At 62.7% G+C, this 24,148-nt stretch carries 21 protein-coding genes and 1 tRNA gene; 7 read left to right on the top strand and 15 right to left on the bottom strand.

The window, feature by feature from the left end; translation table 11 throughout:
* Positions 1-22: 22 nt before the first annotated feature.
* Genes ACYG9Y_RS21960 through ACYG9Y_RS21950 form a run of 3 tightly spaced genes read left to right on the top strand, consistent with a single transcriptional unit; the run spans position 23 to position 2,582 of the window.
* Positions 23-907, top strand: a complete 885-nt coding sequence (locus ACYG9Y_RS21960) for an ABC transporter permease subunit (RefSeq protein ID WP_050485757.1) — start codon at positions 23-25, stop codon at positions 905-907.
* The gene (locus ACYG9Y_RS21955; protein ID WP_023738158.1) at positions 907-1,752 is read left to right on the top strand and encodes an ABC transporter ATP-binding protein; all 846 of its coding nucleotides are present in this window, start codon (positions 907-909) and stop codon (positions 1,750-1,752) included. Before ACYG9Y_RS21960 ends, ACYG9Y_RS21955 begins: the two co-directional genes overlap by 1 nt.
* Positions 1,752-2,582: a dipeptide ABC transporter ATP-binding protein gene (locus tag ACYG9Y_RS21950; RefSeq protein ID WP_023682050.1), complete on the top strand. Its 831-nt coding sequence runs from the start codon at positions 1,752-1,754 to the stop codon at positions 2,580-2,582. The genes ACYG9Y_RS21955 and ACYG9Y_RS21950 overlap by 1 nt, the downstream gene beginning before the upstream one ends.
* Before the next feature lie 124 nt (positions 2,583-2,706).
* Here ACYG9Y_RS21950 and ACYG9Y_RS21945 read toward each other — a convergent pair whose 3' ends face one another.
* From ACYG9Y_RS21945 to ACYG9Y_RS21920, 6 genes are all read right to left on the bottom strand, one after another.
* On the bottom strand, positions 2,707-4,503 hold the full coding sequence (locus ACYG9Y_RS21945; protein WP_027049321.1) for an ABC transporter ATP-binding protein: 1,797 nt from the start codon (positions 4,501-4,503) through the stop codon (positions 2,707-2,709).
* Complete coding sequence (locus ACYG9Y_RS21940; protein ID WP_023738159.1) at positions 4,503-5,549, bottom strand: glycosyltransferase family 2 protein; 1,047 nt, start codon at positions 5,547-5,549, stop codon at positions 4,503-4,505. The genes ACYG9Y_RS21945 and ACYG9Y_RS21940 overlap by 1 nt, the downstream gene beginning before the upstream one ends.
* A complete protein-coding gene (locus tag ACYG9Y_RS21935; RefSeq protein ID WP_023682047.1) occupies positions 5,546-6,658 on the bottom strand; it encodes a glycosyltransferase family 2 protein in 1,113 nt (370 codons plus the stop codon). The genes ACYG9Y_RS21940 and ACYG9Y_RS21935 overlap by 4 nt, the downstream gene beginning before the upstream one ends.
* Positions 6,655-7,836 (bottom strand): acyltransferase family protein, encoded by a 1,182-nt coding sequence (locus tag ACYG9Y_RS21930; RefSeq protein ID WP_023738160.1) that lies wholly within the window; start codon positions 7,834-7,836, stop codon positions 6,655-6,657. Before ACYG9Y_RS21930 ends, ACYG9Y_RS21935 begins: the two co-directional genes overlap by 4 nt.
* Positions 7,836-8,024, bottom strand: coding sequence for a hypothetical protein (locus tag ACYG9Y_RS21925; RefSeq protein WP_023682045.1), 189 nt, complete (start codon positions 8,022-8,024; stop codon positions 7,836-7,838). The genes ACYG9Y_RS21930 and ACYG9Y_RS21925 overlap by 1 nt, the downstream gene beginning before the upstream one ends.
* Positions 8,025-8,514: 490 nt before the next feature.
* Positions 8,515-8,590 (bottom strand) — tRNA-Thr (locus tag ACYG9Y_RS21920).
* A 72-nt stretch (positions 8,591-8,662) separates the two neighbouring features.
* Between ACYG9Y_RS21920 and ACYG9Y_RS21915 the strand changes: the two genes are divergently transcribed.
* A complete protein-coding gene (locus ACYG9Y_RS21915; protein WP_155921595.1) occupies positions 8,663-8,884 on the top strand; it encodes a hypothetical protein in 222 nt (73 codons plus the stop codon).
* Between the two features lie 57 nt (positions 8,885-8,941).
* Positions 8,942-10,147, top strand: a complete 1,206-nt coding sequence (locus tag ACYG9Y_RS21910) for a hypothetical protein (RefSeq protein WP_023738161.1) — start codon at positions 8,942-8,944, stop codon at positions 10,145-10,147.
* A gap of 7 nt (positions 10,148-10,154) precedes the next feature.
* On the opposite strand, the gene ACYG9Y_RS21905 is transcribed toward ACYG9Y_RS21910, so the two are convergent.
* Both ACYG9Y_RS21905 and ACYG9Y_RS21900 read right to left on the bottom strand, forming a co-directional pair.
* The gene (locus ACYG9Y_RS21905; RefSeq protein WP_023738162.1) at positions 10,155-11,753 is read right to left on the bottom strand and encodes a cisplatin damage response ATP-dependent DNA ligase; all 1,599 of its coding nucleotides are present in this window, start codon (positions 11,751-11,753) and stop codon (positions 10,155-10,157) included.
* A 244-nt stretch (positions 11,754-11,997) separates the two neighbouring features.
* Complete coding sequence (locus ACYG9Y_RS21900) at positions 11,998-13,008, bottom strand: ligase-associated DNA damage response exonuclease (RefSeq protein ID WP_023715290.1); 1,011 nt, start codon at positions 13,006-13,008, stop codon at positions 11,998-12,000.
* Positions 13,009-13,113: 105 nt separating this feature from the next.
* Between ACYG9Y_RS21900 and ACYG9Y_RS21895 the strand changes: the two genes are divergently transcribed.
* Positions 13,114-14,046: a class I SAM-dependent DNA methyltransferase gene (locus ACYG9Y_RS21895; protein ID WP_023738163.1), complete on the top strand. Its 933-nt coding sequence runs from the start codon at positions 13,114-13,116 to the stop codon at positions 14,044-14,046.
* 104 nt (positions 14,047-14,150) lie between these two features.
* Positions 14,151-14,510, top strand: a complete 360-nt coding sequence (locus ACYG9Y_RS21890) for a hypothetical protein (protein ID WP_023669505.1) — start codon at positions 14,151-14,153, stop codon at positions 14,508-14,510.
* A gap of 12 nt (positions 14,511-14,522) precedes the next feature.
* On the opposite strand, the gene ACYG9Y_RS21885 is transcribed toward ACYG9Y_RS21890, so the two are convergent.
* From ACYG9Y_RS21885 to ACYG9Y_RS21855, 7 genes are all read right to left on the bottom strand, one after another.
* Positions 14,523-15,464: a 2-hydroxyacid dehydrogenase gene (locus ACYG9Y_RS21885; RefSeq protein ID WP_023715292.1), complete on the bottom strand. Its 942-nt coding sequence runs from the start codon at positions 15,462-15,464 to the stop codon at positions 14,523-14,525.
* Between the two features lie 19 nt (positions 15,465-15,483).
* Positions 15,484-17,112: an ABC transporter ATP-binding protein gene (locus ACYG9Y_RS21880; RefSeq protein WP_023715293.1), complete on the bottom strand. Its 1,629-nt coding sequence runs from the start codon at positions 17,110-17,112 to the stop codon at positions 15,484-15,486.
* A complete protein-coding gene (locus ACYG9Y_RS21875) occupies positions 17,109-18,248 on the bottom strand; it encodes an ABC transporter permease (RefSeq protein WP_023682037.1) in 1,140 nt (379 codons plus the stop codon). Before ACYG9Y_RS21875 ends, ACYG9Y_RS21880 begins: the two co-directional genes overlap by 4 nt.
* Entirely contained in the window at positions 18,248-19,345 is a 1,098-nt protein-coding gene (locus ACYG9Y_RS21870; protein WP_023738164.1) for a microcin C ABC transporter permease YejB, read from the bottom strand. The genes ACYG9Y_RS21875 and ACYG9Y_RS21870 overlap by 1 nt, the downstream gene beginning before the upstream one ends.
* 174 nt (positions 19,346-19,519) lie before the next feature.
* The gene (locus tag ACYG9Y_RS21865) at positions 19,520-21,388 is read right to left on the bottom strand and encodes an extracellular solute-binding protein (protein WP_023715294.1); all 1,869 of its coding nucleotides are present in this window, start codon (positions 21,386-21,388) and stop codon (positions 19,520-19,522) included.
* Complete coding sequence (locus ACYG9Y_RS21860) at positions 21,388-23,265, bottom strand: extracellular solute-binding protein (RefSeq protein WP_023738165.1); 1,878 nt, start codon at positions 23,263-23,265, stop codon at positions 21,388-21,390. Before ACYG9Y_RS21860 ends, ACYG9Y_RS21865 begins: the two co-directional genes overlap by 1 nt.
* A gap of 151 nt (positions 23,266-23,416) precedes the next feature.
* Positions 23,417-24,082, bottom strand: coding sequence for a c-type cytochrome (locus ACYG9Y_RS21855; RefSeq protein WP_023738166.1), 666 nt, complete (start codon positions 24,080-24,082; stop codon positions 23,417-23,419).
* Between the last annotated feature and the right edge of the window lie 66 nt (positions 24,083-24,148).

Genomic DNA, 24,148 nt, shown 5'->3' with positions numbered 1-24,148 from the left:
CCAGTCGACCGAAATCGCCCCGATGGCCGCCGGCAACCCTGACCGACTGACCGGCTTCAGGACTTTCTGGCACTATTTCTCGGTAAACCGCGGCGCCGTCATCGGCCTGTTCGTCTTCATCCTTTTGGTGCTGGCCGCGCTCTTTGCACCGCTGCTCGCGCCCTATGCGCCCGACATCCAGGACAAGACCGCTTTCTTGCGTCCGCCGGCCTGGCAGGCAGGCGGCAGCATGGAATATCTGCTTGGCACCGACGCGGTCGGCCGCGACATGCTCTCGCGCCTGCTCTATGGCGCGCGTTTCTCGCTGCTCATCGGCGCCGTCGTGGTCACGCTGGCGCTTGTCGGCGGCATCACGCTCGGCCTTTTGGCTGGCTATTTCCGGGGCTGGGTCGACGTGGCGATCATGCGGGTCATGGATCTGATCCTGTCCTTCCCGTCGCTGCTCTTGGCGCTGGTTCTGGTCACCATCCTCGGCCCCGGCCTGTTCAACGCCATGCTGGCCATCGCGCTTGTCCTGCAACCCCACTTTGCCCGTCTGGTGCGCGCTGCCGTCATGGCCGAAAAGAGCCGCGAATATGTGGTCGCCGCCAAGGTCGCCGGCGCCGGCCATATAAGGCTTATGCTGCGCACCATCCTGCCCAACTGCCTGGCGCCGCTGATCGTGCAGGGCACGCTGTCCTTCTCCAACGCCATCCTGGAGGCGGCCGCTCTCGGCTTTCTCGGCCTTGGCGCCCAGCCGCCGACACCGGAATGGGGAACCATGCTCGCCTCGGCGCGTGAATTCATCCTGCGCGCCTGGTGGGTGGTGACCTTCCCCGGTCTGGCCATCCTCATCACCGTGCTTGCCATCAACCTGATCGGCGACGGTCTGCGCGATGCGCTCGATCCGAAGCTGAGGAGGTCGTAATGGCGCTGCTCGACATCCGCAATCTCGTCGTCGAGTTCCAGACCGCATCCGGCCCGTTCCGCGCGGTCGATGGCGTCTCGCTCCATGTGAACGAACGTGAAGTGCTGGCCATCGTCGGCGAATCCGGCTCCGGCAAGTCGGTGTCGATGCTGGCTGTGATGGGACTGTTGCCGTGGACGGCGACGGTCACTGCCGACCAGATGAGCTTCAACGGTCGCGATCTTCTGAAGATGAGCCCGGCCGACCGTCGCAAGATCGTCGGCAAGGACATGTCGATGATCTTCCAGGAGCCGATGGCCAGTCTCAATCCGTGCTTCACCGTCGGCTTCCAGATCGAGGAAGTGCTGCGCTTCCATATGGGCATGGACAAGGCCCAGCGTCGCGAGCGCGCCATCGAATTGCTGACGCAGGTCGGCATTGCCGAGCCGGCCGAACGGCTGAACTCGTTCCCGCACCAGATGTCGGGCGGCCAGTGCCAGCGGGTGATGATCGCCATCGCCATCGCCTGCAATCCCAAGCTTCTGATCGCCGACGAGCCGACCACCGCGCTCGACGTTACCATCCAGAAGCAGATCCTCGACCTGCTGGTCTCGCTGCAGGTCAAATACGGCATGGGCCTGATCATGATCACCCACAACATGGGCGTCGTCGCCGAGACCGCCGACCGCGTCATCGTCCAGTACAAGGGCCGCAAGATGGAAGAGGCCGACGTGCTGTCGCTGTTTGAATCGCCGAAGAGCAATTACACCCGCGCGCTTTTGTCGGCGCTGCCGGAAAATGCCGTCGGCGACCGGCTACCGACCGTCGCGGACATGCTGTTCGAACCGGCTGCCGGGGGCGTCTGATGAGCATCAAGGTCGTCGAAGGCAAGGACATCGTGCGCGACTATCACGTCGGCGGCGGCCTGTTTCGCGGCGCGCGCACCGTGCATGCGGTCAAAGGCGTCTCGTTCAGCGTCGACAAGGGCAAGACGCTGGCCATCGTCGGTGAATCGGGCTGCGGCAAGTCAACGCTGGCGCGCATCATCACGCTGATCGATCCGGCAACGTCGGGCGAACTGTTCATCGACGGCAACAAGGTCGACATCGCAAGGAACGGCCTGACCAGGGAGATGCGCCGCAAGGTGCAGATCGTCTTCCAGAACCCTTACGGATCGCTCAATCCGCGCCAAAAGATCGGAGATGTGCTGGGCGAGCCGCTGCTCATCAACACCGACAAGCCGGCCGAAGAGCGGCGCGACCTCGCCATGAGGATGCTGAAGAAAGTCGGCCTCGGAACCGAGCACTACAATCGCTATCCTCACATGTTCTCGGGCGGCCAGCGCCAGCGCATCGCCATTGCCCGCGCGCTGATGCTGAACCCGAGCCTGCTGGTGCTTGACGAACCGGTCTCCGCGCTCGATCTTTCGGTGCAGGCGCAGGTGCTCAACCTGCTCGCCGACCTGCAGGACGAATTCCAGCTGACCTATGTCTTCATCAGCCACGATCTGTCGGTCGTGCGCTACATCGCCGACGATGTGATGGTGATGTATTTCGGCGAAGCCGTCGAATACGGCTCGCGCGAGGAGGTCTTCGCCGACCCCAAGCACAACTACACCAGGACGCTGTTCGCCGCGACGCCGCGCGCCGACGTCGCCTCGATCAAGGCGCGGCTGGCGAAGAAGAAGGCCGCCTGACCTCCCACCGAGAATTGTTTTTGAACAATCGGAAATGCGTCGCGGCGGTGGTTTGCCGGCAGGATTGATCGCGATCTGCGAGCTGCCGGGCGCAAGCCGCGTCGCAGGTTGGGGTGCGCCCCCATCACTCACCCGCTCCGTGCTGGTAAAGCTCGTCCATGCTGAGCATTGCCAGGGTTGCGAAGGGGGCCTGTTTTTTCACCCGACCGCGGCTCAAGATCACCACGTCGTCGCAGAACGATATGGTGCTGTAATGATGACTGATGACAATGGTGGTGCGGCGGCCGGCCCGCGATTTCAGCGTCTCGACAATAGCGGCTTCTGACAACCCATCCACCGCACTGGTGGCTTCGTCGAGGATGAGAATATCGGGATCGCGCACCAGCGCCCGCGCCAGGGCGATCCTTTGCCTTTGTCCGGCTGACAGGTTGATGCCCCGGTATCCGACCAGTGTCGCGTAGCCCTGCGGCAGGTGCTCGATGAATTGATGTGCCTCGGCCAGCCTTGCGGCGCGCATGGCGTCGCTGGCCGACGCCGTGTCGTAGCCGTAGATAATGTTTTCAAAAATGGTGCCATCGACCAGTTCCAGCTCCTGACTGGCCAGGGCAATGTTCCGCCGCCACTGGCTTGGGTCCACTTCATCGAGCGGTGCCCCATCGACGAGGATCCTGCCGCTGTCGGGTTTGACGAAGCGGCACAGGAGATTGACGATCGTCGTCTTGCCGGCGCCCGAGCGGCCGATCAGCGCCGTCGAGCGGCCGCTGCGGATATCGAACACCGCCTTATGCAGCACCGCCTCGCGCGCGTCGGGGCCTGACAGGGGACCGGAATAGGCGAAGCTCACATCATCGAAGCTGATCCCTTGGCGCAAGCCGTCGAACGGCAGGCTGCCCTGCGGCGCCTCGGGCTTGTCGGAAGGATCGAGCAGCCATTGTACCTCCTCCAGCGAGCCGCTCATGCCTTGCAACTGACTCCAGGACATCTGCAAGGCCCGCATATGCGGCTGCAGTCGGTAGAGCAGGATGAGGAAGGCGACGGTCAGCGGGAAGCTTACATTCGCCAGCCAGGCTCCGATCACCACCGCCAGGAACAGCATTGCGTGCAATACCTCGGTCAGTGGCGGCAAGACGCCCTGGCGGATTGAAAGCACGAAAGCCGCCCGCCGCACCCCGTCGGACGCTTTGGCGAAGACCGCCTTTTCGCGGTTCTCCTGCCCGAAGATGCGAATCAGGCGCCCGGCATGCACCAGATGCAGCATCTGCGACGCCAGTGCGCTGTTGCGCGAGACGACGCTGCGGCTCGGCGCCTTCAGATTGGACGACAAAACCCCGTGCGCCAGCTGGACAAGCGCCAGCCCTAGAGTCACCAGCAGCGTCATCTGCCAAGAGAGGAGCAGGAGGAAGGCGAGCAGGATGACGGCGGCCGAGGCACTGACGATCGCGCCGAGCAGGGCCTGGATAGCGTCGGATGCTCGCCAGGATTCGTTGGAGATGATGTTGAGCAGCCGCCCGGGGCTTTGCTGCAGGAAAAAGGGGTAGCCGACCCTGAGCAACTGCTCCGACAGTGCGCTACGGATCGAATAACCTGCCTTGCCGTAGATGTAGCTGGTCAGCAGAGTGTTGGCGAAGGCAAAGACATTTTTCAGTACGATCGAACCGAGGATCGCGGCCGAAATGGCGATCAGCCGCTGGCGCTCGCCGAGGTCCGCTCCAACCTGCTGGAGGAGGGCGGAGAAACCGGCCATGCCTGATGTTTCGCCACGTCCCATAATGATGCCAAGCAGCGGAATGATGAGACCGATGCCGAGGCCTTCCAGCGCGGCGCCCGCAAGCCCGAGCCCCACCACGACGGGAACGAGCCGCAACAGCCTGCCACCAAGCGCGCGGCGCAGCATTGGCAGGGCTGACGGAATCAGTGACATTATCGCGCTCTGGCCTCCGCATTGGCTTCGCTGGCTTGTCGGTCGTGGCGCAGCGGCAGCCGTTTTGGCCATCCCATCATGACGAGCAGCGCAAATCTGGCGGCACCTGCCAGATTCATAACGACAATAGGCCAGTGCGACAGATCGAGGTCGCGGTCAAAGCGAGGACGGCCCGCCAGTTCCCTGAACGCGGCCCGCGCAGACCAATAGACATGGCGAAGCAGCCAAGGGGCGTGGCGGACATGTTTCAGGCACAGCGCACCATTACCGAGGCTATAGTCGCGGTGCAGCCTGTCGATCGACTTGCGGTCTCGCCGGCCGTGATGATGCAAGACCGTCATGTCGGGCACGTACTCGACCGGCATGCCGAGCAGCATCGCCCGCACGAGATAATCAGTATCTTCAGCCGAGCGTAGCGGGCCGCCAGCGCCGAAGCGTTCGTCGAACGAGCCGATGCGGGCCGCGACGTCGCGGTGCATGGTCATGTTGCAGCCGAGCACGAAGCCGCCGGGGTGGACCGCCGGGGTCAGCCGCTCGCTTGCCTCGCGGAGCTTTATGGTGAAGGGCAGGTCCCGGGCATCACCGAGCTCGACCCGGCCGCCGCGGATCAGCCACTTCTCGCCACTCCGGTAGTGCCGCTCCAGATCGCGGAGATAGTCGCGGTCGAGCTTGCAGTCGTCGTCGACGAAGACCAGCACGCGGCCTCGCGCTCGCGCCAATCCGGCATTGCGGGCAGCGGCTAGTCCGGGGCGAGTCTCCGAGACGGCTGTGACTGGGATGTCGGAAGTTTCGGCGATAGCGGCCAGCCGCTTTGACGTGCCGTCCCGTGAACCATTATCGACCACCACCAACTCTGCCGCGAAGGTGGCGTGCACCCGGCATGCGGCCTGGATCGAGGCTATGCAAGCCTCCAGCACAGCGGCGCGGTCGCGCGTGCAGACGATGAAACTGACCTCGAGCGACGGCCGCTCCGATCGGGGAGATGTCGGGACAGGTGCACTCGCAAACTGGTGATCGCGCAGGAGCGGGTGGGGCCTGTCGGTCATACCAGTCCCCGCTGATAACGCGCAAGCACCGCTTCGGCCGGCGTGGTTTTGAAGAAGTACGCCACCGCGTCCGCCCGCTTTCCGGCCCTTATCGAGAGCAGGCTGAGCCAAGGCGCCCAGACGCCGGGACGCAGCGCATATTGTTCGCGGCGCCGGATGAAATTCCATCTCGCCGTCCGCGTGAGCAATTCGTGGGTCAGCGGCGGTTCTCCTTCGTCGCCGACGAGTTGGTAGAGGAAATAGAACAGGTTCAGCGCGCCTGCCTCGAAGCTTGGCCGTGTGTCGGTCGGCAGCTCGGAAATCCGCTCTTCGAGCGCACGGATGAAATCGGCTGCGCGCGAAACCGTGTCGAAAGAGACGGCCTCGCCGATGTCGCGCAGATCCGCTGTGGTTTCCGCAAGCCCCTCACGCTCGAGATTTTCGGCCACGATCCGCAAATGCGTCCTGCGCATTTCCTTGGCATGCCGCATGGTCACGCTTCCCGCGTGGATGCGATAGACGAGCAGGCTATCGGGCAATATGGTCGCCGGGAAACGGCCGGCAAGCCGTCTGAAGAGATCGAAATCCTCGGCATGCCTATATTTTGGATCGTAATAGAGATCGTTGTTCCCAATAACCTTCCTGTTATAGATCACCGTCGGATGTAAGAATATCGTAAAGAACATCGACAATATGTCGAGCCGGCCGAGCCGGAACACCGGGTCTAGCCTGCCTTTGGCGATACGGCCGTGAAGCAAGGTATCGACGCAGGCGCCGCAGAAGCCGAGATCGGGCCGCCGCTCGAACAGTGCGACCTGGCGCGAGAGGCGCCGGGGATAGGCGACATCGTCCGCATCCATTCGCGCAACAAGCTCGCCCTGGGCCAGTCGTAGCCCTTCATTGAGGGTGGCGACGAGGCCGCGGTTCTCACGCGAGATGACAGAAACGCGATTGTCTGCCCGGCGGTATCGTTCGAGAATCTCGAGCGAGTTGTCAGTCGATCCGTCATCGATAGCGATGACCTCCAGGCGATCGTAGTCTTGCCGCAGAATGCTCTCCAGCGCAGCGGTGAGATAAGGCCCGGCATTGTAGACCGGCAGCAGGACGGAGACGAGCGGCGCGGTGGTCATCTCTGCGCATCCGTTCGCCGGAGTTCGAGTGCGGCGCGGCCATCGGGGGATCCGCCGGGATAGGCGTCCGCCGCCCTGCCGAGCCAGCCGGCATCGCCAGAGCGTGCCTGGGAGCGGCGGCGCGCTACATAGGGGAAGCGGCGCTTGAGGCCGTTGAGCGGCTTTTCGAAAGCCGTCCACGAGATCGAAGCGACGGCGATCGTGGCGGCGCTCGCGACCAGGAAACGCCCTGGCCCCTGCTCCGAGACATTGAGCGGGATCCAGGGCTGTGACTTGACGGCGAGCGACAGAAGGATCGGATGGTAAAGATAGACGCCGTAGCTGATGCGGCCCAGTGACAGCAGCGGTGGCAGTTCGAAAACCCTGCCGAGGACGCCGCCAACGCCGGCTGAACAGGCGGCGACAACGGCCACCAGCGGCACTAGGGGCAGGATCTGCAGTAACGCCCAGCGGGCCCATTCCAGCATAGGATCGGCCGGCGCAGGGATAAGCCACTCAATCGCCAGGAAGACAGCCGCAAGGGCTGGCCAGCCTAGCCGCATCCATTGCGGCAGGCCGGCGCCTCTGGTCCGCCGGCAGGCAAGCAAAGCACCAAACGCCAGCGCGTCCATCGATGCTGGCGGCAGCAGGTCGCGCGCTAGCGCCGGGGTGGCGGTGATCGGCCAGTAGAAGCGATAGGCCAGCGACAACAGGATGACGCCGATAGTGATCGCTTCCACCCGCCGGCGGGGTGCGAGAAGCACGACCAGCGGCCAGGCGATATAGAACTGCTCCTCGATGCTCAGGCTCCAGAAATGGCAGAGTAGCCAGGGCGTCCATTCGTTGCGCAGCGCGTACCAAAAATTCGACAGGTAAAGCGCATGCCAGACGAGCGATCCACTGGACTGCTCCAGATCGGTCAGCCAGACGAACCCAAGCACGGCGAAATAGGGCGGGAATATGCGCAGCGCGCGCCTGATGTAGAAGGAACTCAATGCAGGGCCGGCTTTGAATTCGGCCGCGGCGCGCGCTTCGAGCAGCAGTCGTGTGATCAGGAAGCCGCTCAGCACAAAAAAAAGCCGCACCCCGATGTGGCCCCAAAAGGAGGACCCGTTGGGTGCAAGGAAATGGGAATAGAGAACCATCGTGACAGCGATGGCGCGCAGAGCGTCCAACTGATTGTCACGCGCGACCGCCATCAGCCATTTCCGCCGGTCTGAAATCTCCGATGAAGCCAGCGGCCCTGCATTCCGGGCCTCAGGTCGAGGCCTGCCAGCGTCGAGAGTGCGCCGACAACATCAAACCCGCGCCTTGTGCGCGGGGCAGCCTCGAAATCGGTGCTGGCCAGCGAAAAATTCAAGCTGATCAACTTGGCGGAATCCTCCACGGCGCACTTCCCAGTACCAATCCCCCAAGAAATGGTGCAACCGAGCAATGGTGCAGTGCAACACAAAATATCTATCGAGCTGTAATATTTGTGTGAGTTAGTGCTAAAAATGGGTATGATTTGCGAGTGCGTTGCGTCGCTGAGGGTTTTTCACGTCCGCAATGCTGCATGAGCAGTAGTACCATGTCAGAAAGGCACGGTTTAATTACACAACTATAATCCGGAGTGTCTGATATAGGTCAAAATTGACGAAGATTATTCTAAGATAGTGGTTTTGTATCTTATAAATTATGCTTGTATTGTCGGGTTCTCTAGGCTGTCGATCTTGCGCGATGCAGCATAGTCGATGGTCAAGCGTCTGACGACGCAATCCTGTGGCGGCGGCCATATGGCGCATGTCGACGAGGCAGACAGGAAGTGCCGGTGTTGGCGTAGGGAGTGACGTGCATTAGCCTTGCACCTGCCGTCACGCTTGCGTCGGATGGAGAACTGGTGCCGCTTAGGTGACTCGAACACCTGACCCCATCATTACGAATGATGTGCTCTACCAACTGAGCTAAAGCGGCCCAGGAAGCGCGAAGCCTCCAGGATCGGCTGGGTGATAGACTCAACCGGCCGCTAATTCAAGATGGGCAACCGTGATTTCAAGGCTGGATCCGGCAATTCGTCCCGTCATTTTCCATTGGCGCGGAATAAGCCATCGCCTCGTTTGCTTTTTCGATTACGCGGAGACGTCGCGCCGGACTGCGCGCAAATCGCCCGGCAAGGCGGCAAACGGACTGATTTTATTGCTAAAAGGCATCGAAATGGGCGTTGAACAGGCCTGTAAGGCAGAATGCGGGCGCTCGCCCGTTGATTGATTGGTCGCCTGCGGCTAACGATCATGGCAATGTAAGCGAACGGACAGGGGAATTCGCTTGGACGCGATCGAAAAAGCGATCCGCAACGCCTTCGAGAAAGGCAACGCCGAGGACCGGGCATTTCGCGAGCGGGTCTATCGGTCGGCTTTCGCGGCGCTCGACCGCGTGCTCCAGGCCAATCCCGGCGTGACGGTGGAAGCCGCCATCAAGCGCCGTAAGGCGGTGCAGGAAAAGATCGCCGAGATCGAATCCGAATTCCTGCCCGCGGTCCCCGATGTCGCCGCGCAGACGCAGAGCGCTGCGCAGACACAAGATACCGCGCTGACGCAACGCGTTGCGCAGCCGCAAGACGCCGTACAGGGCGCCGCCGAAGCGCCCGCGGTCGATGCCCCGACAGGTGTCGCGGCCGGACCGTCGCCGGCGATCGTCGTTGATGAACCGGTTCAGCCCGAGGCATCCGACGCGCCGCGTTCGCGCGTGCTGCCGGTCGTCCCCGACATCATGCCTGACGCCACGCTGCCCGGCGCCCCGGCGATCGATATGGCCGATTCCGCGCCGGCCGAGGCCGCGGCGGAAGTGGCGCCTGACCGTGATGAAAGGCGGATAAGGGGCCGCCGCCTGCCGCTGACGGCGATCTTCTTTGGCGTGACGTTGCTCGCCGCCGCCGGCATCGGCCTCTATTTCGCCGTGCAGACCGGGGTCTTCAAGACGCCGGCGCAGCTCGACACGGCGCCGCCCGAAGCGCCGCCGACCGTCGACGATGACGACTTCACGCCGCCTGCCGATACAACTGAGCCGCAGCAGCCTGGTGTCGCCGAACAGACGCGCGACTGGATCAACGTGTTTACACCCACCGATCCAACGCATGTGGCGACCCCGTCCGACGCCAAGGCCGATGTCGTGCAGGACGACACCGGCTCCTTCCTGCGCATCCGCTCCGGTGCTTCCGGCTCGGCCATCAGCTTCGATGTCGGGCAGGGCGTGCTGGAGAAGCTTGCCGGCAAACATGCCGTGTTCGACATCGTCGCCCGCGCCGAGGACGGCAAGGACACGCAGATCTCCGTCGACTGCAATTTCGGCGATCTCGGCGACTGCGGCCGCAAGCGCTATGCGGTCGGCCAGCAGCGTAACGAATATCTGTTCGACGTGAAATTCCCCGACAAGCCCCCGGGCGCGGCCGGCAGCATCGCCATCAACTCCGACTTCGACAAGCAGGGCAAGGCGGTCGACATCTACGAGATCCGCGTTTCGATCGAACCGTAAGCGCCGCCTAGCGATCAAGCAGCGCCTGCAGCGTCTCGATGCGGTCGGCTTCGGCGGTCGGCTTGTCCCAGCGCAGCCGTGAGATGCGGGGAAATCGCATCGCAACGCCGGATTTGTGGCGGGTCGAACGGTTGAGACCTTCGAACGCCACCTCCAGCACCAGGCCTTGGCTGCGGTCGGCGCGCACCGAGCGCACCGGGCCGAAACGCTCGACCGTATTGTCGCGGACAAATTTGTCGATCTGCTTCAACTCCTCGTCGGTGAAGCCGAAATAGGCCTTGCCGACCGGCACCAATTCCTCCGCGCCTTCCGGCCCCGACCAGACGCCGAACGTATAGTCGGAATAAAAGCTCGACCGCTTGCCATGGCCGCGCTGCGCATACATCAGCACAGCATCGACCGTGTGCGGATCGCGCTTCCACTTGAACCACGGCCCTTTCGGCCGTCCCGCGAGATAGGGCGAATCCCAGCGCTTCAGCATCACGCCTTCGATAATCGGGTGCGGCGGCGCGCGGCGCAGTTCCTCCAGCGTTTGCCAATCCCGGAATTCGACGAATGGCGACAGATCGAAACGGTGCGGGTCCAGCGTTGTGATGAAGGCCTCAAGACGGGCCCGCCGCTCGCGGAAAGGTAGCGCGCGCAAATCTTCGCCGTTGATCTGCAGCGCATCGTAGCAGCGCATGAAGGCCGGGTATTGCTGCTGTATCTTCGGGGCCACGCTCTTGCGATTGAGCCGCTGTTGCAGGTCCGAAAACGTGCCGGTCGCCGCGGGCTCGCCGACCAGCAATTCGCCGTCGAGCGCGGCGGAAAAATTCATCGCCTGGGCGAGATCGGGGAATGCGCCGGACACATCGTCGCCGGTGCGCGAATAGAGCCGGCGCACGCCGCCCTCGCACACCGCCTGAACGCGGATGCCGTCCCATTTCCATTCCGCGGCATAGGCGGCCGGATCGAGCTTTTCGAGGTCGCCGTCGCCGACTGGGTTCGACAGCATCACCGGACTGAACAGGGCAAGTGCGGTCCGCTTCGGCTTCTCGGCCTTGCCTTCCAGCCACGCGAACAGCGAGATATAGGGCGGCGTCAGCCCGTGCCACAGCTCCTCGATCTCGGCGACATCGACCTTGCCGAAATCGGCCAGCGCCTGTTTGGCCAGCCGCGCCGAAACGCCGATGCGCAAGCCGCCGGTGACCAGCTTGATGATGGCAAAGCGCGCCGAAATGCCGGCGCTGTCGAGCAGCCCGGCCAGCACCTTGGGTCCGTCCGAGCGGCTCGCCGCCTGCAGCTTTGTCACGACGTCGCCAAGCGTCGGCTCCCGGTTGGGGATATGTCCCGGCGTTTGCGGCCAGACCAGCGACACGGTTTCAGCGAGGTCGCCGACATAGTCGTAGGAATAGCCGAACAGCACCGGATCCATGCGCTCGGTGACCAGCGTGCGCAGCATCGCCGGCTTGACCGCCGCAATGTTGAGGTCGCCGGTGATCGCCGCCAGCGCCAGCCCGCGGTCGGGGTCCTCGACGCTGCGGAAATAGTCGACGAGCAGCGTCAGCTTGCCATTGCGCGACGGCGTCAGCACCAGGCGGTCGAGGAGTTCGGCAAAGCGGTTCATGGATGCAAGGACCGCGTTGACGGCAGAGGTTTGCGCTCTGGCACACCCCCCTCTGTCCTGCTGGACATCTCCCCCGCAAGGGGGGAGATTGGCAGCCTTGATCTTGCCGCCCATCTTGCGAGGTTGGCGATTGGCGAAAGCGGAGGTGACATCTGATCTCCCCCCTTGCGGGGGAGATGGCCGGCAGGCCAGAGGGGGGTGGGAAGGATCGCCGCGCCGGCGATTTCTGGATCAAAAATCACCATCAATCGCCCTCGTCCTCATATCCCACCAGGTGCAGTGGCCTGGCGGCGATGCCTTCCAGCTCGCACCAGCGCACCAGCGCTTCCTCGCGGCCATGCGTCACCCAGATTTCGCCGGCGCCCGTCTCCTTGACGGTGGCGGTCAGTTCGTCCCAGTCGGCGTGGTCGGAAATGATCAGCGGCAGTTCGACGCCGCCTTGCTTGGCGCGCTGGCGGATGCGCATCCAGCCCGAGGCGAAGCACGAGATCGGGTCGGGAAAGCGGCGCGCCCAGCGGTCGGCGAAGGCCGATGGCGGGCCGACAACGATGGCCCCGGTGAAATCCTGCTTGCCGCCGCTGTCGACGGTTGCCGGCTCCAGCGTGCCGAGGTCGATGCCCTGGCTCTGGTAATAGTCGCTGAGCTTGGCCAGCGCGCCGTGGATATAGATCGGTCTGTCATAACCGGCATCGCGCAGCAGCCGCATCACCCGCTGTGCCTTGCCCAGCGCATAGGCGCCGACCAGATGCGATCGCTCGGGAAACTGCGCCGCCGATTTGAGCAGCCGGGCGATCTCCTCCGTGTCGGGCGGATGGTGAAACACCGGCAGGCCGAAGGTCGCCTCGGTGATGAACACATCGCATCGGACCGGTTCGAACGGTGCGCAGGTCGCGTCCTTCTGGCGCTTGTAGTCGCCGGAGGCGACGATGCGCCTGCCCTTGTGCTCGACCGCGATCTGCGCCGAGCCCAGCACATGGCCGGCCGGATGGAAGGTGACGCTGACATCGTTCAGCGCCATCGCTTCGCCAAGCACGGCCGCTTGCGTTGTCCCGGCAAAATCCTCGCCATAACGCAACCCCATAATGTCGAGCGTCTGCTGCGTCGCCAGCACCGAACGATGGCCGGAGCGGGCATGGTCGGAATGGCCATGCGTGATCAACGCCCGGTCGACTGGCCGCACCGGGTCGATGAAGAAATCGCCGGATGGGCAATAAAGGCCTTCAGGCCGGGGATGAAGCAGTTCGCTGGCGCGCATCCACTCAAGATAGTGGCTAATTCCAGCGCGGGAAGCCTGTTGCAAGAGACTGCTGACTCGGCCTACAGCCAGCCACCGGCCGCATCAGCCGGCGGGGCCATCGCCATGCAACCGCTGAAAATCTCGTCCGGCGACCTGACCGCCGACCGTCGCGCCGACTATGCCGAGATGCTTTTCGGCTCGGGCGAGCACGCGGCAGCGGCGGAGCTGCTGCTCGGCGCGCTGGAACTGGCGCCGCAATGGGCGGCGGGCTGGTTCCGCCTGGGCGAGATGCAGGAGGCAACGGGGCTGCTCGACCTGGCGACGCAGGCCTGGGCGACGGCGCTGAAACTCGACCCGGCGGATCGCCTTGGCGCTGCGCTGAAGCTGCAACTGATCGGCAAGGCGCCGGCTGCCGCGGCGCCACCCAGCGCCTTCGTCGAAACGCTGTTCGACCACTATGCCGAAACTTTCGAAGATTCGCTTGTCGGCAAGCTCGGCTACCGGCTGCCGGAGTTTCTCGATCGCGCCATTCGAGCGGCAAGGGCGGGCCGCTTTTCGCTGGCGCTCGACCTTGGTTGCGGCACCGGTCTGATGGGCGAGAAACTGCGGCCGGTCGCCGAACGGCTGGAGGGCTACGACATCTCCGCCGCCATGCTGAAAAAGGCCCGCGCCAAAGGCGTCTACGATCTGCTCGCCAAGGCCGACCTGCAGGATTTCGCCTATGCCGGACCGAAAGCCGATCTGGTGGTGGCGGCCGACGTGTTCATCTACGTCGGAGCGCTCGATCGCGTGATGAAGACCGTCGCGGGCATTCTGGCCACCAATGGCCTGTTTGCCTTTTCCGTCGAAAAGCCAGCCAAGGGCGGGGCGGGCGGCGACGCCGGTTTCGCGCTGCAGCCGTCTCGTCGCTACGTCCCTTCTCAAGCCTATGTCGAGCGGGTGCTTGCCGCAAACGGCCTGTCGGTGCTGTCGATGCAGCCGACCGTCATCCGCTGGGATCGCCGCCAGCCGGTCGACGGGCTTGCCGCGCTGGCGGTGCCCTCGTCCAAGGGTTGATGTCTCGTCTTGTTCGAAAACGTGAATAGGATTTTTGCGGCTGGCGCGGCATCAGGTAGGATACAAGCCGGGAAAAGCCCTCGGCAGGCATTGAGGAGGAACACATGCGCTGGAACATGATGGTCTTGGTGTCTTGCCTGGCAATGACCGGCTGCATGGGCAGTTCGATGTCGGAGCGGCAGGACCAGGACGTGCAATCGTCGCTGCAATATGACAACGTGCCTTGCGACCAGTTGCTGGCGCAGCGCAACGAACTGGCGCAGCAATACCATCTGTCGACGGACGCCAAGCCGAGCTTCTCCAATCCGGCGATGGGCTTCGGCCCGTTCACGCCGGATATGCGCTCCAAAAGCAAGCGCGATACTGATCTGGCAAGTGGCAAGATCGACGCCATGAACCGCTCGATCGTCCGCCGCGACTGCGGCAAGCCCAACAAACAGAAGAAGTTCACCCTGCCGAGCTGAACCTGAACTTCCTCAGTACCCCGCCTTGCGGTCGACCACGTTATCAAGCTTTTCGCCGCGCTCGAAGGCATCCATCTGCCGCAACATGCTCGGCGCCAGGTGGACAGGGTCGGAGGTCGCCGCCGCGTGCGGCGTCACGAACACTTTTGGGTGACTCCAAAGCGGACTGGTCTTCGGTAGCGGCTCGACCTCGAACACGTCGAGGCTCGCCTCCTTCAACGTGCCGTCGTCCAGCGCTCGCAAGATGTCGGCGTCCTTCTGCAGCCGGCCGCGCCCGGCATTGATCAGCACCGAGCCGCCGAGGCCGTTGCGCTTGCGCAATTCCTTCAGCACGCAGTAATTGATGATGCCGTGCGTGTCCGGCGTCAGCGGCAACAGCACCACCAGTATGTCGGTGGCGTTGAGGAAGGGGATCAGCCCGGCCTCTCCGGCATAGGTCGCAACGCCTTTCATGGCCTTGTCGCTGCGCGACCAGCCATTGACGGCAAAGCCGAGCGACAACAGCACCGACGCCGCGGCGCGGCCGAGATTGCCGAGCCCCATAATGCCGACCGAGATGTCGCCGGCCGGCCGCTGCGGCGGTTCGTGCCAGGTCTTCTTCGGCTGCTGCGCACGATAGAGCATGCCCTGGCGGTGATGGTCGAGCACCCGCCAGACGACATATTCGGTCATGTATTGGGTGAGGTTGTCGGCTACCACTTTGACGATCGGCACATCGGGCAGGCCGGGATCGGCGAAGATATGGTCGACGCCGGCGCCGATCGAGAAGATTGCGCGTAGATTGGGCAGCGATTTCAAGAGGTTCGGCTTCTGCTTCCACACCACCGCATAGGTGATCGACGGATCCGAAGCGCCGTCCGGCTCCAGCACCACTTCGCGCTCGGCCGACAGCAGCTCGCGCCAGCGCTGCGGATGAAAGCCGGTGACGGCAAGCAGGATTTTGCCTTTTTCCATTTGCGGATTGTATTCCCTGTTATTCGCTGACGATACCGACCGGCGCCGTCTCGATCTTGAACGCGGCCGAGATCAGCGCCTTCGTATAGTCGGTCTGCGGCCGCTCGAAAATCTGTTCGGAAGGGCCGGCTTCGACGATCTTGCCATTGCGCATGACGATGACGTCATTGGCAAGGGCGCGAATGACTTTCAGATCGTGGCTGATGAACAGATAGGCAAGGTCGTGCCTGGCCTGCAGATTGCGCAAGAGGTCGACCACTTGCGCCTGCACGCTCATGTCGAGCGCCGAGGTCGGTTCGTCCAGCATGACGAAGCGCGGATTGAGCACCATGGCGCGCGCAATGGCGACGCGCTGGCGCTGGCCGCCGGAGAATTCATGCGGATAGCGGTTCCTGGTCGCCGGATCGAGCCCGACCTCCTTCAGCACGGCGACGACCTTGTCGTCGCGTTGGTCGGGCGACAGCTTCGGCTCATGGATCTTCAAGCCTTCCTCGATGATCTCCGAGACCGACATGCGCGGGCTGAGCGAGCCGAACGGGTCCTGGAAAACGATCTGCAACTCGCGGCGCAGCGGCCGCATGGCGTTGAAGGAAAGCTGGTCGATGTCGCTGCCGTTGAACTGGATGGTGCCGGTCGATGAGATCATCCGCGCCAGCGCCAGGCCGAGCGTCGTCTTGCCCGAACCGGATTCGCCGACGACGCCGAGCGTCTGGCCGGCGCGCACGGTGACGTCGATGCCGTCAACTGCCTTCACATTGTCGACGGTGGTGCGAAAGAAACCCTTTTTGATCGGGAACCAAACCTTGATGTCCTTGCCGGTCATAACCGGTTTGGCGGCGTCGTTGGCGGCCGGCGGCTTGCCCTTCGGCTCGGCGGCCAAGAGGTGCTTGGTATAAGCGTGCTGCGGGTTGGCGAAGATGTCCCTGGTCGGCCCGGTCTCGACGATCTTGCCTTTGGTCATCACGCAGACGCGGTCGGCGATCTTTCTGACAATGCCGAGATCATGGGTGATGAACAGCATCGACATGCCCTTACGGCTCTTCAACTCCGCCAGCAATTCGAGGATCTGCGCCTGCACGGTGACGTCGAGCGCCGTTGTCGGTTCGTCGGCGATCAGCAGTTCCGGTTCGTTGGCCAGCGCCATGGCGATCATGACGCGCTGGCGCTGGCCGCCGGACAATTGGTGCGGATAGGCGTCGAGCCGCTTTTCCGGTTCGCGAATGCCCACCTCGTGGAGCAGCGCCAGCGTGCGCGCCTTGGCCTGGCGGTCGCCCATGCCCTGATGCAGCGCCAGGATCTCGACGATCTGCTGCTCGATCGTGTGCAGCGGATTGAGCGAGGTCATCGGCTCCTGGAAGATCATGGTGATCTTGTTGCCGCGCACGCTGCGCAACTGCTTTTCGTTCATCGCCAAAAGGTCGGCGCCCTGGAACAGGATCTTGCCCGAGGGATGGCTGGCCGTCGGGTAGGGCAGAAGCTTCAGCACCGACAGCGCCGAGACCGATTTGCCGGAACCGGATTCGCCCACAAGCGCCACCGTCTCGCCCTTGGCGAGATCGAAGGAGATGTGGTCGACGGCGGTCGACTCGTTGCCGCCTTGGGTGAAGGCAACGCTGAGATCGCGGATGGAGAGCAGGAGTTCGCTCATCGGAACGCCTTGCGCGGATCGAAGGCGTCGCGCGTTGCTTCACCGATGAACACCAACAGCGAGAGCATCAGCGAGATGACGATGAAGCCCGATATACCGAGCCAGGGGGCATTGAGGTTACTCTGCGCCTGTTTTAGCAGTTCGCCGAGCGACGCGGTGCCGGGCGGCAGGCCGAAGCCGAGATAGTCGAGCGAGGTCAGTGTCGAGATCGAGGCGCTGACCAGGAAAGGCATGAAGGTCAGCGTCGCCACCATGGCATTGGGCAGAAGATGGCGCAGCATGATGGTGCGGTTGGACACACCAAGCGCGCGGGCCGCGTTGACATATTCGAAGTTGCGTGCGCGCAGGAATTCGGCGCGCACCACGCTGACAAGCGACGTCCAGGAGAACAGCAGCATCAGCCCGAGCAGGATGAAGAAGCCCGGCGGCAGGATGGCGGCGACGATCAGCAGCAGATACAGCAGCGGTATCGCCGACCAGATTTCTATGAAGCGTTGAAAGAGAAGGTCGGTCCAGCCGCCGAAATACCCTTGCAGCGCGCCGGCGGCGACGCCGATAACCGACGAACCCGCAGTCAGGATCAACCCGAACAGCACGGAAATCCTAAACCCGTAGATGATGCGCGCCAGCACGTCGCGCGCCTGGTCGTCGGTACCCAGCCAGTTCCAGTTGCCGACAATGCAGTCAGGATCGGCAGCGCCTTGCGGATATTGGCTGCATCGCCTCTGCGCGTCGTATTCCCATGACGGTTTTGCGGGAGCGGCGTCGGGGATCGCATTGTTGACGGTGCGGTAGGAATAGCGGATTGGCGGCCAGATCATCCAGCCATTGGCGTTGATCTCGTCGCGGATGACTGGGTCGCGATAGTCGGTGACGGCGTAGAAGCCGCCGAATTTTTCCTCGGGGTAGGCGACCGCCACCGGGAACAGGATCTCGCCTTTGTAGTAGGCGACGATCGGTCTGTCGTTGGCGATCAGTTCGGCAAACAGCGACAGCACGAACAGAGCGAGGAATATCCACAACGACCAGTAGCCGCGCCTGTTGGCCTTGAAGTTCTGCCAGCGCCGCTTGTTGAGCGGCGACAGCCAGGGGCGGGCGATCCTTGTCGGTGTGATCTCGGCTGCAGCCTGCGTCATCAGACGTCTCTCCGCTCGAAATCGATGCGCGGATCGACCCAGGTGTAGATCAGGTCGGACAACAGCGTCACGAACAGGCCAAGCAGCGAAAATATATAGAGGTTGGCGAACACGACCGGATAGTCGCGCGCCAACACGGACCTGAAACCGAGCAGCCCGAGACCGTCGAGGGAAAAGATGTTCTCGATCAAAAGCGAGCCGGTGAAGAAGGCCGAGATGAAGGCCGCTGGAAAGCCGGCAATGACGATCAGCATTGCGTTGCGGAACACATGTCCGTAAAGCACCCGCCGCTCCGACAGGCCCTTGGCACGGGCCGTCACCACATACTGTTTGCGTATCTCTTCCAGGAAGGAGTTCTTGGTCAGCAGCGTCGTCGTCGCGAAGGCCGACAGCACCAGCGCCGTCAGCGGCAAGGTCATGTGCCAGAAATAATCGACGATCTTGTGAGGCCACGACAATTGGTCCCAATTGTCGGAGACGATGCCGCGCAGTGGGAACCAGTCCCAGAAGGAGCCGCCCGCGAACAGCACCATCAGCAATATGCCGAACAGGAAGGCCGGTATGGCATAGCCGACGATGATCACGCCGCTGGTCCAGACGTCGAAGGCGGAGCCGTCCTTGACCGCTTTGCGGATGCCAAGGGGGATCGAGATCAGATAGGACAACAGCGTGATCCACAGCCCAAGCGAGATCGACACCGGCATCTTCTCCAGGATTAGGTCGAGAACCGAGATGTCACGGAAATAGCTGTCGCCGAAATCGAAGCGGGCATAGTTCCACAGCATCATGCCGAAGCGTTCGAGCGGTGGTTTGTCGAAGCCGAATTGCTTTTCCAGCTTCTTGATGAACTCGGGATCGAGTCCTTGCGCGCCGCGATACTTCGAGCCGACGTCACCGGCCACATCGAAATTGCCGCCGCCTCCTGCATCGCCGCCGCCGCTGCCGAGGCGGTCGCTGCCGCCCTGATTGGTCAGGCTGGCGATGACCTGCTCGACCGGTCCACCCGGTGCGAATTGAGTGACGACGAAAGCAACCGCCATGATGCCGAACAGGGTCGGTATCATCAGCAGGATACGGCGCAGTATGTAGGCGCCCATCAGCTTTCACCCTCCCCCTTGTGGGGAGGGTCGATCCGCGAAGCGGAGCGGGGTGGGGGTAGTCTCGACCCGGCGTACGCCGTCACACCCCCACCCCGGTTCGCCATTCGCGCTGCGCACGAAGTGCTCACCGACCCTCCCCACGAGGGGGAGGGTAAAGTGCCGCGCAACAGCCTACCCTTTGCCAATTTTTGCCGCCTTGCCCTTGTCGACCCACCACAGCGCTTCGACCGGAAAGTCGAAATCGGGTTTCCGCTCGGGAAAACCGAACATGTCCCAATAGGCGCTTCGATGATTCGCCAGGAACCAACTTGGAATCCAATCCCGCCGTGCACGCAAGACCCGGTCGAGCGCGCGCATGGCAATTGTCAGGCCTTCGCGATCCTTGGCGGCGCCCGCGGCGTCAACCAGGGCGTCGATGGCCGGGCTCGACGTTCCCGGCAGATTGCGAGAGCCCGATACGGTAGCTGCTCGCGAATGGAAAATGGTTTCGAGGTCGTCACGGGTTGGCGTCGCCGGAAACGAGGCCGCGACCGAGACGAGGTCGTAGTCGAACGAATTCTGCCGCAGCTGATATTGCGCGGCATCCACCAGCCGGATCGAGGCATCGATGCCGACCGCCTTCATGTTTTCGACCCAGGGCGAGTAGACCTGCTCGAAGACTTCGTCGTCGACAAGAAACTCTGCGGACAACCGACCACGCTTGTCGTTCACGACGAAATTGCCGGACCGTTTCCAGCCGGCCTCGGCCAGAAGCTTGGCCGCCTTGCCAAGCAACTGCCGGTCGCGGCCGGAGCCGTTCGACGCGTCCTGGATCACGGCTTCGCCAAAAGCCTCGGCGGGAATCTGCTCACGCAGCGGCTCAAGAAGAGCCAATTCTTGTGGCGACGGTCTGCCCTCGGCGCGAAATTCGGATTTCTCGAAGCAGGATTGCGAGCGCTCATAGGAACCGTAGAAGAAATTGCGCCGCGTCCATTCGAAGTCGAAGCACAGCCCGATCGCCTGCCGCACGCGCGAGTCGCGAAACTGCTCGCGCCGCTGGTTGACGGCGGTGCCCTGCATCGAAGGCACCGTTTCGGCCGGGAATTCGTGCTTCACCACCTTGCCGGCAGTGAAGGCTGGGAAGTCGTAGCCGGTCGCCCAGACGCGCGAGGTGAATTCCTCCCTGTAGAGGATTTCTCCCTTCTTGAACGCTTCGAAGGCAACGCTACGGTCCTGATAGAACTCAACGCGGATCCGCTGAAAATTGTTCTGGCCACGATTGACCGGCAGGTCGTTGCCCCAATAATCAGCCACACGCTCATATTCGATCCAGGCCCCTGCCGACCAGCGACCGACCTTGTAGGCGGCTGACCCCAACGGCGGGTTCATCTGCGAGGAATCGAACGGGTTGGTCGTGTAGAACGCCTTCGACAGGACCGGGAACTCGACGACGTTGAGGATGGTGCGGCTTGTCTGCTTGCCGGAAAACCTAAGCTGCAGCGTGTGGGCATCCACGGCAATCGCGTCATCCAGATGCGTTAGCGGCAGGGAATAGTACGGGTGCCCCTTGTCCTTGAGCAGCTTGAAGGTGAAGGCGGCATCCTCTGCCGTCAATGGCGTGCTGTCATGGAAGCGGGCCTGCGGGCGCAGCGAGAAGGTGAAGTCGTTGCGGTCGTCGGAAATCGTCACGCTGTCAGCGATCAGCCCGTAAACGGCGTCAGGTTCGTCGTACGCTCTCACCATCAGTGAATCGAAGCACATCTCCGTGCGCTGGGGCGAATCGCCTTTGGGAACGAACGAATTCAGCGTGTTGAAGGTCAGCGGCGTCTGGTTGGCAAGCCAGTTGCGCGGCAGGAAGTTGAAGACGCCACCTTGCGGCGCATCGACATTGACATAGTCGAAATGAGTGAAGTCCGGCTTGTATTTGAGGTCGCCGAAAGCCGACAGTCCATGCAGTTTCACGCCGGTTGGGCTGGCGGCGAAAGCCTTGCCCGGCAGCAGCGCAGCAACGGCCGCGGCGCCACTGAGGGCCAGGAAATCGCGGCGAGGGAGCCCCGCCATCAATTGCTGCCCTTGTACTTGGCGGCCAGGGCCTTTTCCTTGTCCGCATCGATCCACCAGGAATCGATATCGGCGCCACGGTAGCCGGGCTGCTTTTCCGGGATGCCGAACTTGTTCCAGTAAGCCAGCCACACAACGGCGCGATAGTATTGCGGCACCACATAGTAATTCCACAGCAGCACGCGATCGAGCGCATGGGTGGTGGCGACGAGGTCATCGCGATCCGTGGCAAAAATGATGCGGTCGACAAGGGCGTCAACGACCGGGTTCTTGATGCCGGAATAATTGCGCGATGCCGGTGTGTCGGCGGCCTTGGAGCTCCAAAAATCGCGCTGCTCGTTGCCGGGCGATTCCGACTGTTGGAGCTGTCCTGTGATGACGTCGTAATCGAAATTTCTGACGCGGTTGGTGTACTGGCTCGGGTCGACGATGCGCAGTGTCGCATCGACGCCGATCTTGCGCAGATTGGCGATCCAGGGGCTGGAAATGACCTGGTCGGTTTCATTCGAGCCTAGGATTTCAAACTTGAATGGCTCGCCGGTCTTGGCGTTGACCATCTTGCCGCCCTTGATCACCCAGCCGGCCTGGGCGAACAGGTCGACCGCCTGCTTCAGATATTTGCGCTCCGCCTGCGGCGAATCGTAGACCGGCAGCTTGAATTCCTGCGTGAACAGCTCCGGCGGCAGCTTGTCGCGGTACTTCTCCAGGATCTCCAATTCCTTGCCTTGCGGCAGGCCGCTCGAGGCCAGTTCCGTGCCCTGGAAATAACTGTGGGTGCGGGTGTTGAAACCGAAGAACAGCGTGCGGTTCATCGATTCAAAATCGAAGGGATAGGTGAGCGCGGCCCTGACCAGACGATCGGCAAAGAGCTTGTGTCTCTGGTTGAGCATGAAAGCCTGCATCGGCTCGGGCGAGGTGGTCTTGAACTCCTGCTTGATCACATCGCCGGCCTTGATCGCCGCGAAATCATAAAATGTCGCCCAGCGCTTCGAGCTGTTTTCCGGCTTGATATCGTCGAGGCCACCTTTCTTGAACGCCTCCCAGGAGGCGTTGTCGTCAAGAATGTAGGTGAAGTGCTGCGTGTCGAAATTCTCCCGGCCGATCTTCACAGCCAGCTTGGCGCCCCAATAGTCGGGGACACGCTCCCAGACGATTTCCGACCCCGCCTTGAAGCTGGCGATCTTGTATGCAGCCGAGCCCAGCGGCGGCTCCAGCGTCCCCTTGGTGATGTCGCGCTTCTTGCCATTGGCGTCGGTGCCTTCCCACCAATGCTTGGGCAGCACGACAAGGTCGCCGAGGATCTTGGGCAGTTCGCGATTGCCCTTCTGGTCGAAGTGGAACTCGACCTCACGGTCCGAGACAGCGACGGCGTCGGTGACGTTTTCGAAATAGCGGCTGTACATCGGGCTGTTGGCCTTCAGCACCTGGAACGACCAGATCACGTCGTCAGTGGTGATCGGCTGTCCGTCATGCCATTTCGCCCGTGGGTCGAGCCGGTAGGTGGCCGAGGAATAGTCGGTAGGGTACTTGTAGGCATCGGCGATGAGCGGGTGGCTGACGCTGCCTTCGTCAGTCGCCTGATCCATCAGCGTGTCGTAGAGCAGGCCGCCGCCAAATGGCTGCAGGCCGGCCGCCGGCGATCCCTGAACGATATAGGGATTGAAGCTGTCGAACGTGCCGGAAACGACCGAATTGTAGGTACCGCCCTTCGGTGCATCCGGATTCACATAATCGTAGCGCTGGAAGTTCTCGCCATATTTGGAGGGGCCGATCAGCGAAGAGGTGGTGTGCCATTCCTGGGGGAAGGCTGCCTGCAGGCCGCCTGCGAGGGCGCCCACAACCAGAAAGGACCTCAGAAGCGTTCGGCCAACGGTCATGCGTTCTCCTCTTCGCGATGCCCGGCAATCCTAAATGATTTGACGCCGGTGAAAACCGCCATGCGGCGGCTTTGTCGCCGCATATGCGATTTTCCTAACAAAAAGCCGGGCTGAACCCGGCTTTTTTGAGATCATGGAGATGACAATTCGGTTATTTGGCGGGCGCCGGTGCCGGCGCCACAGGGGCGGGAGCTCCACCTTCAGCCGGCTTGGCCGGAGCGGCACCCTCGGAAGGCTTGGCCGGCGCCGTTGCATCGGCGGCGGCACCTGGCGTCGGCAGCGGCTTCGGACTATCCGACAGCGTGCGCAGATAGGCGATGACGTTGGCGCGATCCTCGTCCTTCGGCAGGCCGGCAAAGCCCATCGCAGTGCCCTTCACGAATTTCTTCGGCGAGGTGATGAAGTGGTTGAGGTTGTCATAGGTCCACTTCTCGGCGCCGCCCTTGGAAAACTCCTTCATGCCGGCCGAATAGGCAAAGCCCTCATGCTCGGCGACGGGGCGGTCGACGATGTCCCAGAGATCCGGGCCGACCTTGTTGGGGCCGCCTTTCTCGCCGGAATGGCAGGCCTGGCATTTCTTAAAGACGGCCGCACCTTGCTCGACATTGGCGGTGGCCAAAAGGTCGGCGATCGGCTTGGCCTCTGCCGCGGGTCCGGCGGCGCCGCCTTCGGCAGGCTCCGTCGCCTCGATGGCAAAGCCGGGTTTTTCCGGCGCCGGCGAGGCAAACAGGGCGTCGGACACCAAACCGACCGAGAAGACGACGAAACAGGTTCCAAGCAACCCGGCGAGCAGTTTGTTGACTTCGTTGGAATCCATACGCCCCAGGGCTCCCTTTTCCGGCGGACCTCTCCGTCCACTCCGTCCGTCGGTATCGTGACCCAC

The organism is Mesorhizobium sp. W050 (genome assembly GCF_054719535.1).
Note: the sequence above shows the minus strand (reverse complement) of the source record. Positions and strands in the feature narration are given on the sequence as shown.

Coding starts and splice junctions, on each gene's coding strand:
- ACYG9Y_RS21960 (WP_050485757.1), top strand. CDS start 23: ATGGCCGCCGGCAACCCTGACCGACTGACCGGCTTCAGGACTTTCTGG.
- ACYG9Y_RS21955 (WP_023738158.1), top strand. CDS start 907: ATGGCGCTGCTCGACATCCGCAATCTCGTCGTCGAGTTCCAGACCGCA.
- ACYG9Y_RS21950 (WP_023682050.1), top strand. CDS start 1,752: ATGAGCATCAAGGTCGTCGAAGGCAAGGACATCGTGCGCGACTATCAC.
- ACYG9Y_RS21945 (WP_027049321.1), bottom strand. CDS start 4,503: ATGTCACTGATTCCGTCAGCCCTGCCAATGCTGCGCCGCGCGCTTGGT.
- ACYG9Y_RS21940 (WP_023738159.1), bottom strand. CDS start 5,549: ATGACCGACAGGCCCCACCCGCTCCTGCGCGATCACCAGTTTGCGAGT.
- ACYG9Y_RS21935 (WP_023682047.1), bottom strand. CDS start 6,658: ATGACCACCGCGCCGCTCGTCTCCGTCCTGCTGCCGGTCTACAATGCC.
- ACYG9Y_RS21930 (WP_023738160.1), bottom strand. CDS start 7,836: ATGGCGGTCGCGCGTGACAATCAGTTGGACGCTCTGCGCGCCATCGCT.
- ACYG9Y_RS21905 (WP_023738162.1), bottom strand. CDS start 11,753: ATGAACCGCTTTGCCGAACTCCTCGACCGCCTGGTGCTGACGCCGTCG.
- ACYG9Y_RS21900 (WP_023715290.1), bottom strand. CDS start 13,008: ATGCGCGCCAGCGAACTGCTTCATCCCCGGCCTGAAGGCCTTTATTGC.
- ACYG9Y_RS21895 (WP_023738163.1), top strand. CDS start 13,114: ATGCAACCGCTGAAAATCTCGTCCGGCGACCTGACCGCCGACCGTCGC.
- ACYG9Y_RS21890 (WP_023669505.1), top strand. CDS start 14,151: ATGCGCTGGAACATGATGGTCTTGGTGTCTTGCCTGGCAATGACCGGC.
- ACYG9Y_RS21885 (WP_023715292.1), bottom strand. CDS start 15,464: ATGGAAAAAGGCAAAATCCTGCTTGCCGTCACCGGCTTTCATCCGCAG.
- ACYG9Y_RS21880 (WP_023715293.1), bottom strand. CDS start 17,112: ATGAGCGAACTCCTGCTCTCCATCCGCGATCTCAGCGTTGCCTTCACC.
- ACYG9Y_RS21875 (WP_023682037.1), bottom strand. CDS start 18,248: ATGACGCAGGCTGCAGCCGAGATCACACCGACAAGGATCGCCCGCCCC.
- ACYG9Y_RS21870 (WP_023738164.1), bottom strand. CDS start 19,345: ATGGGCGCCTACATACTGCGCCGTATCCTGCTGATGATACCGACCCTG.
- ACYG9Y_RS21865 (WP_023715294.1), bottom strand. CDS start 21,388: ATGGCGGGGCTCCCTCGCCGCGATTTCCTGGCCCTCAGTGGCGCCGCG.
- ACYG9Y_RS21860 (WP_023738165.1), bottom strand. CDS start 23,265: ATGACCGTTGGCCGAACGCTTCTGAGGTCCTTTCTGGTTGTGGGCGCC.
- ACYG9Y_RS21855 (WP_023738166.1), bottom strand. CDS start 24,082: ATGGATTCCAACGAAGTCAACAAACTGCTCGCCGGGTTGCTTGGAACC.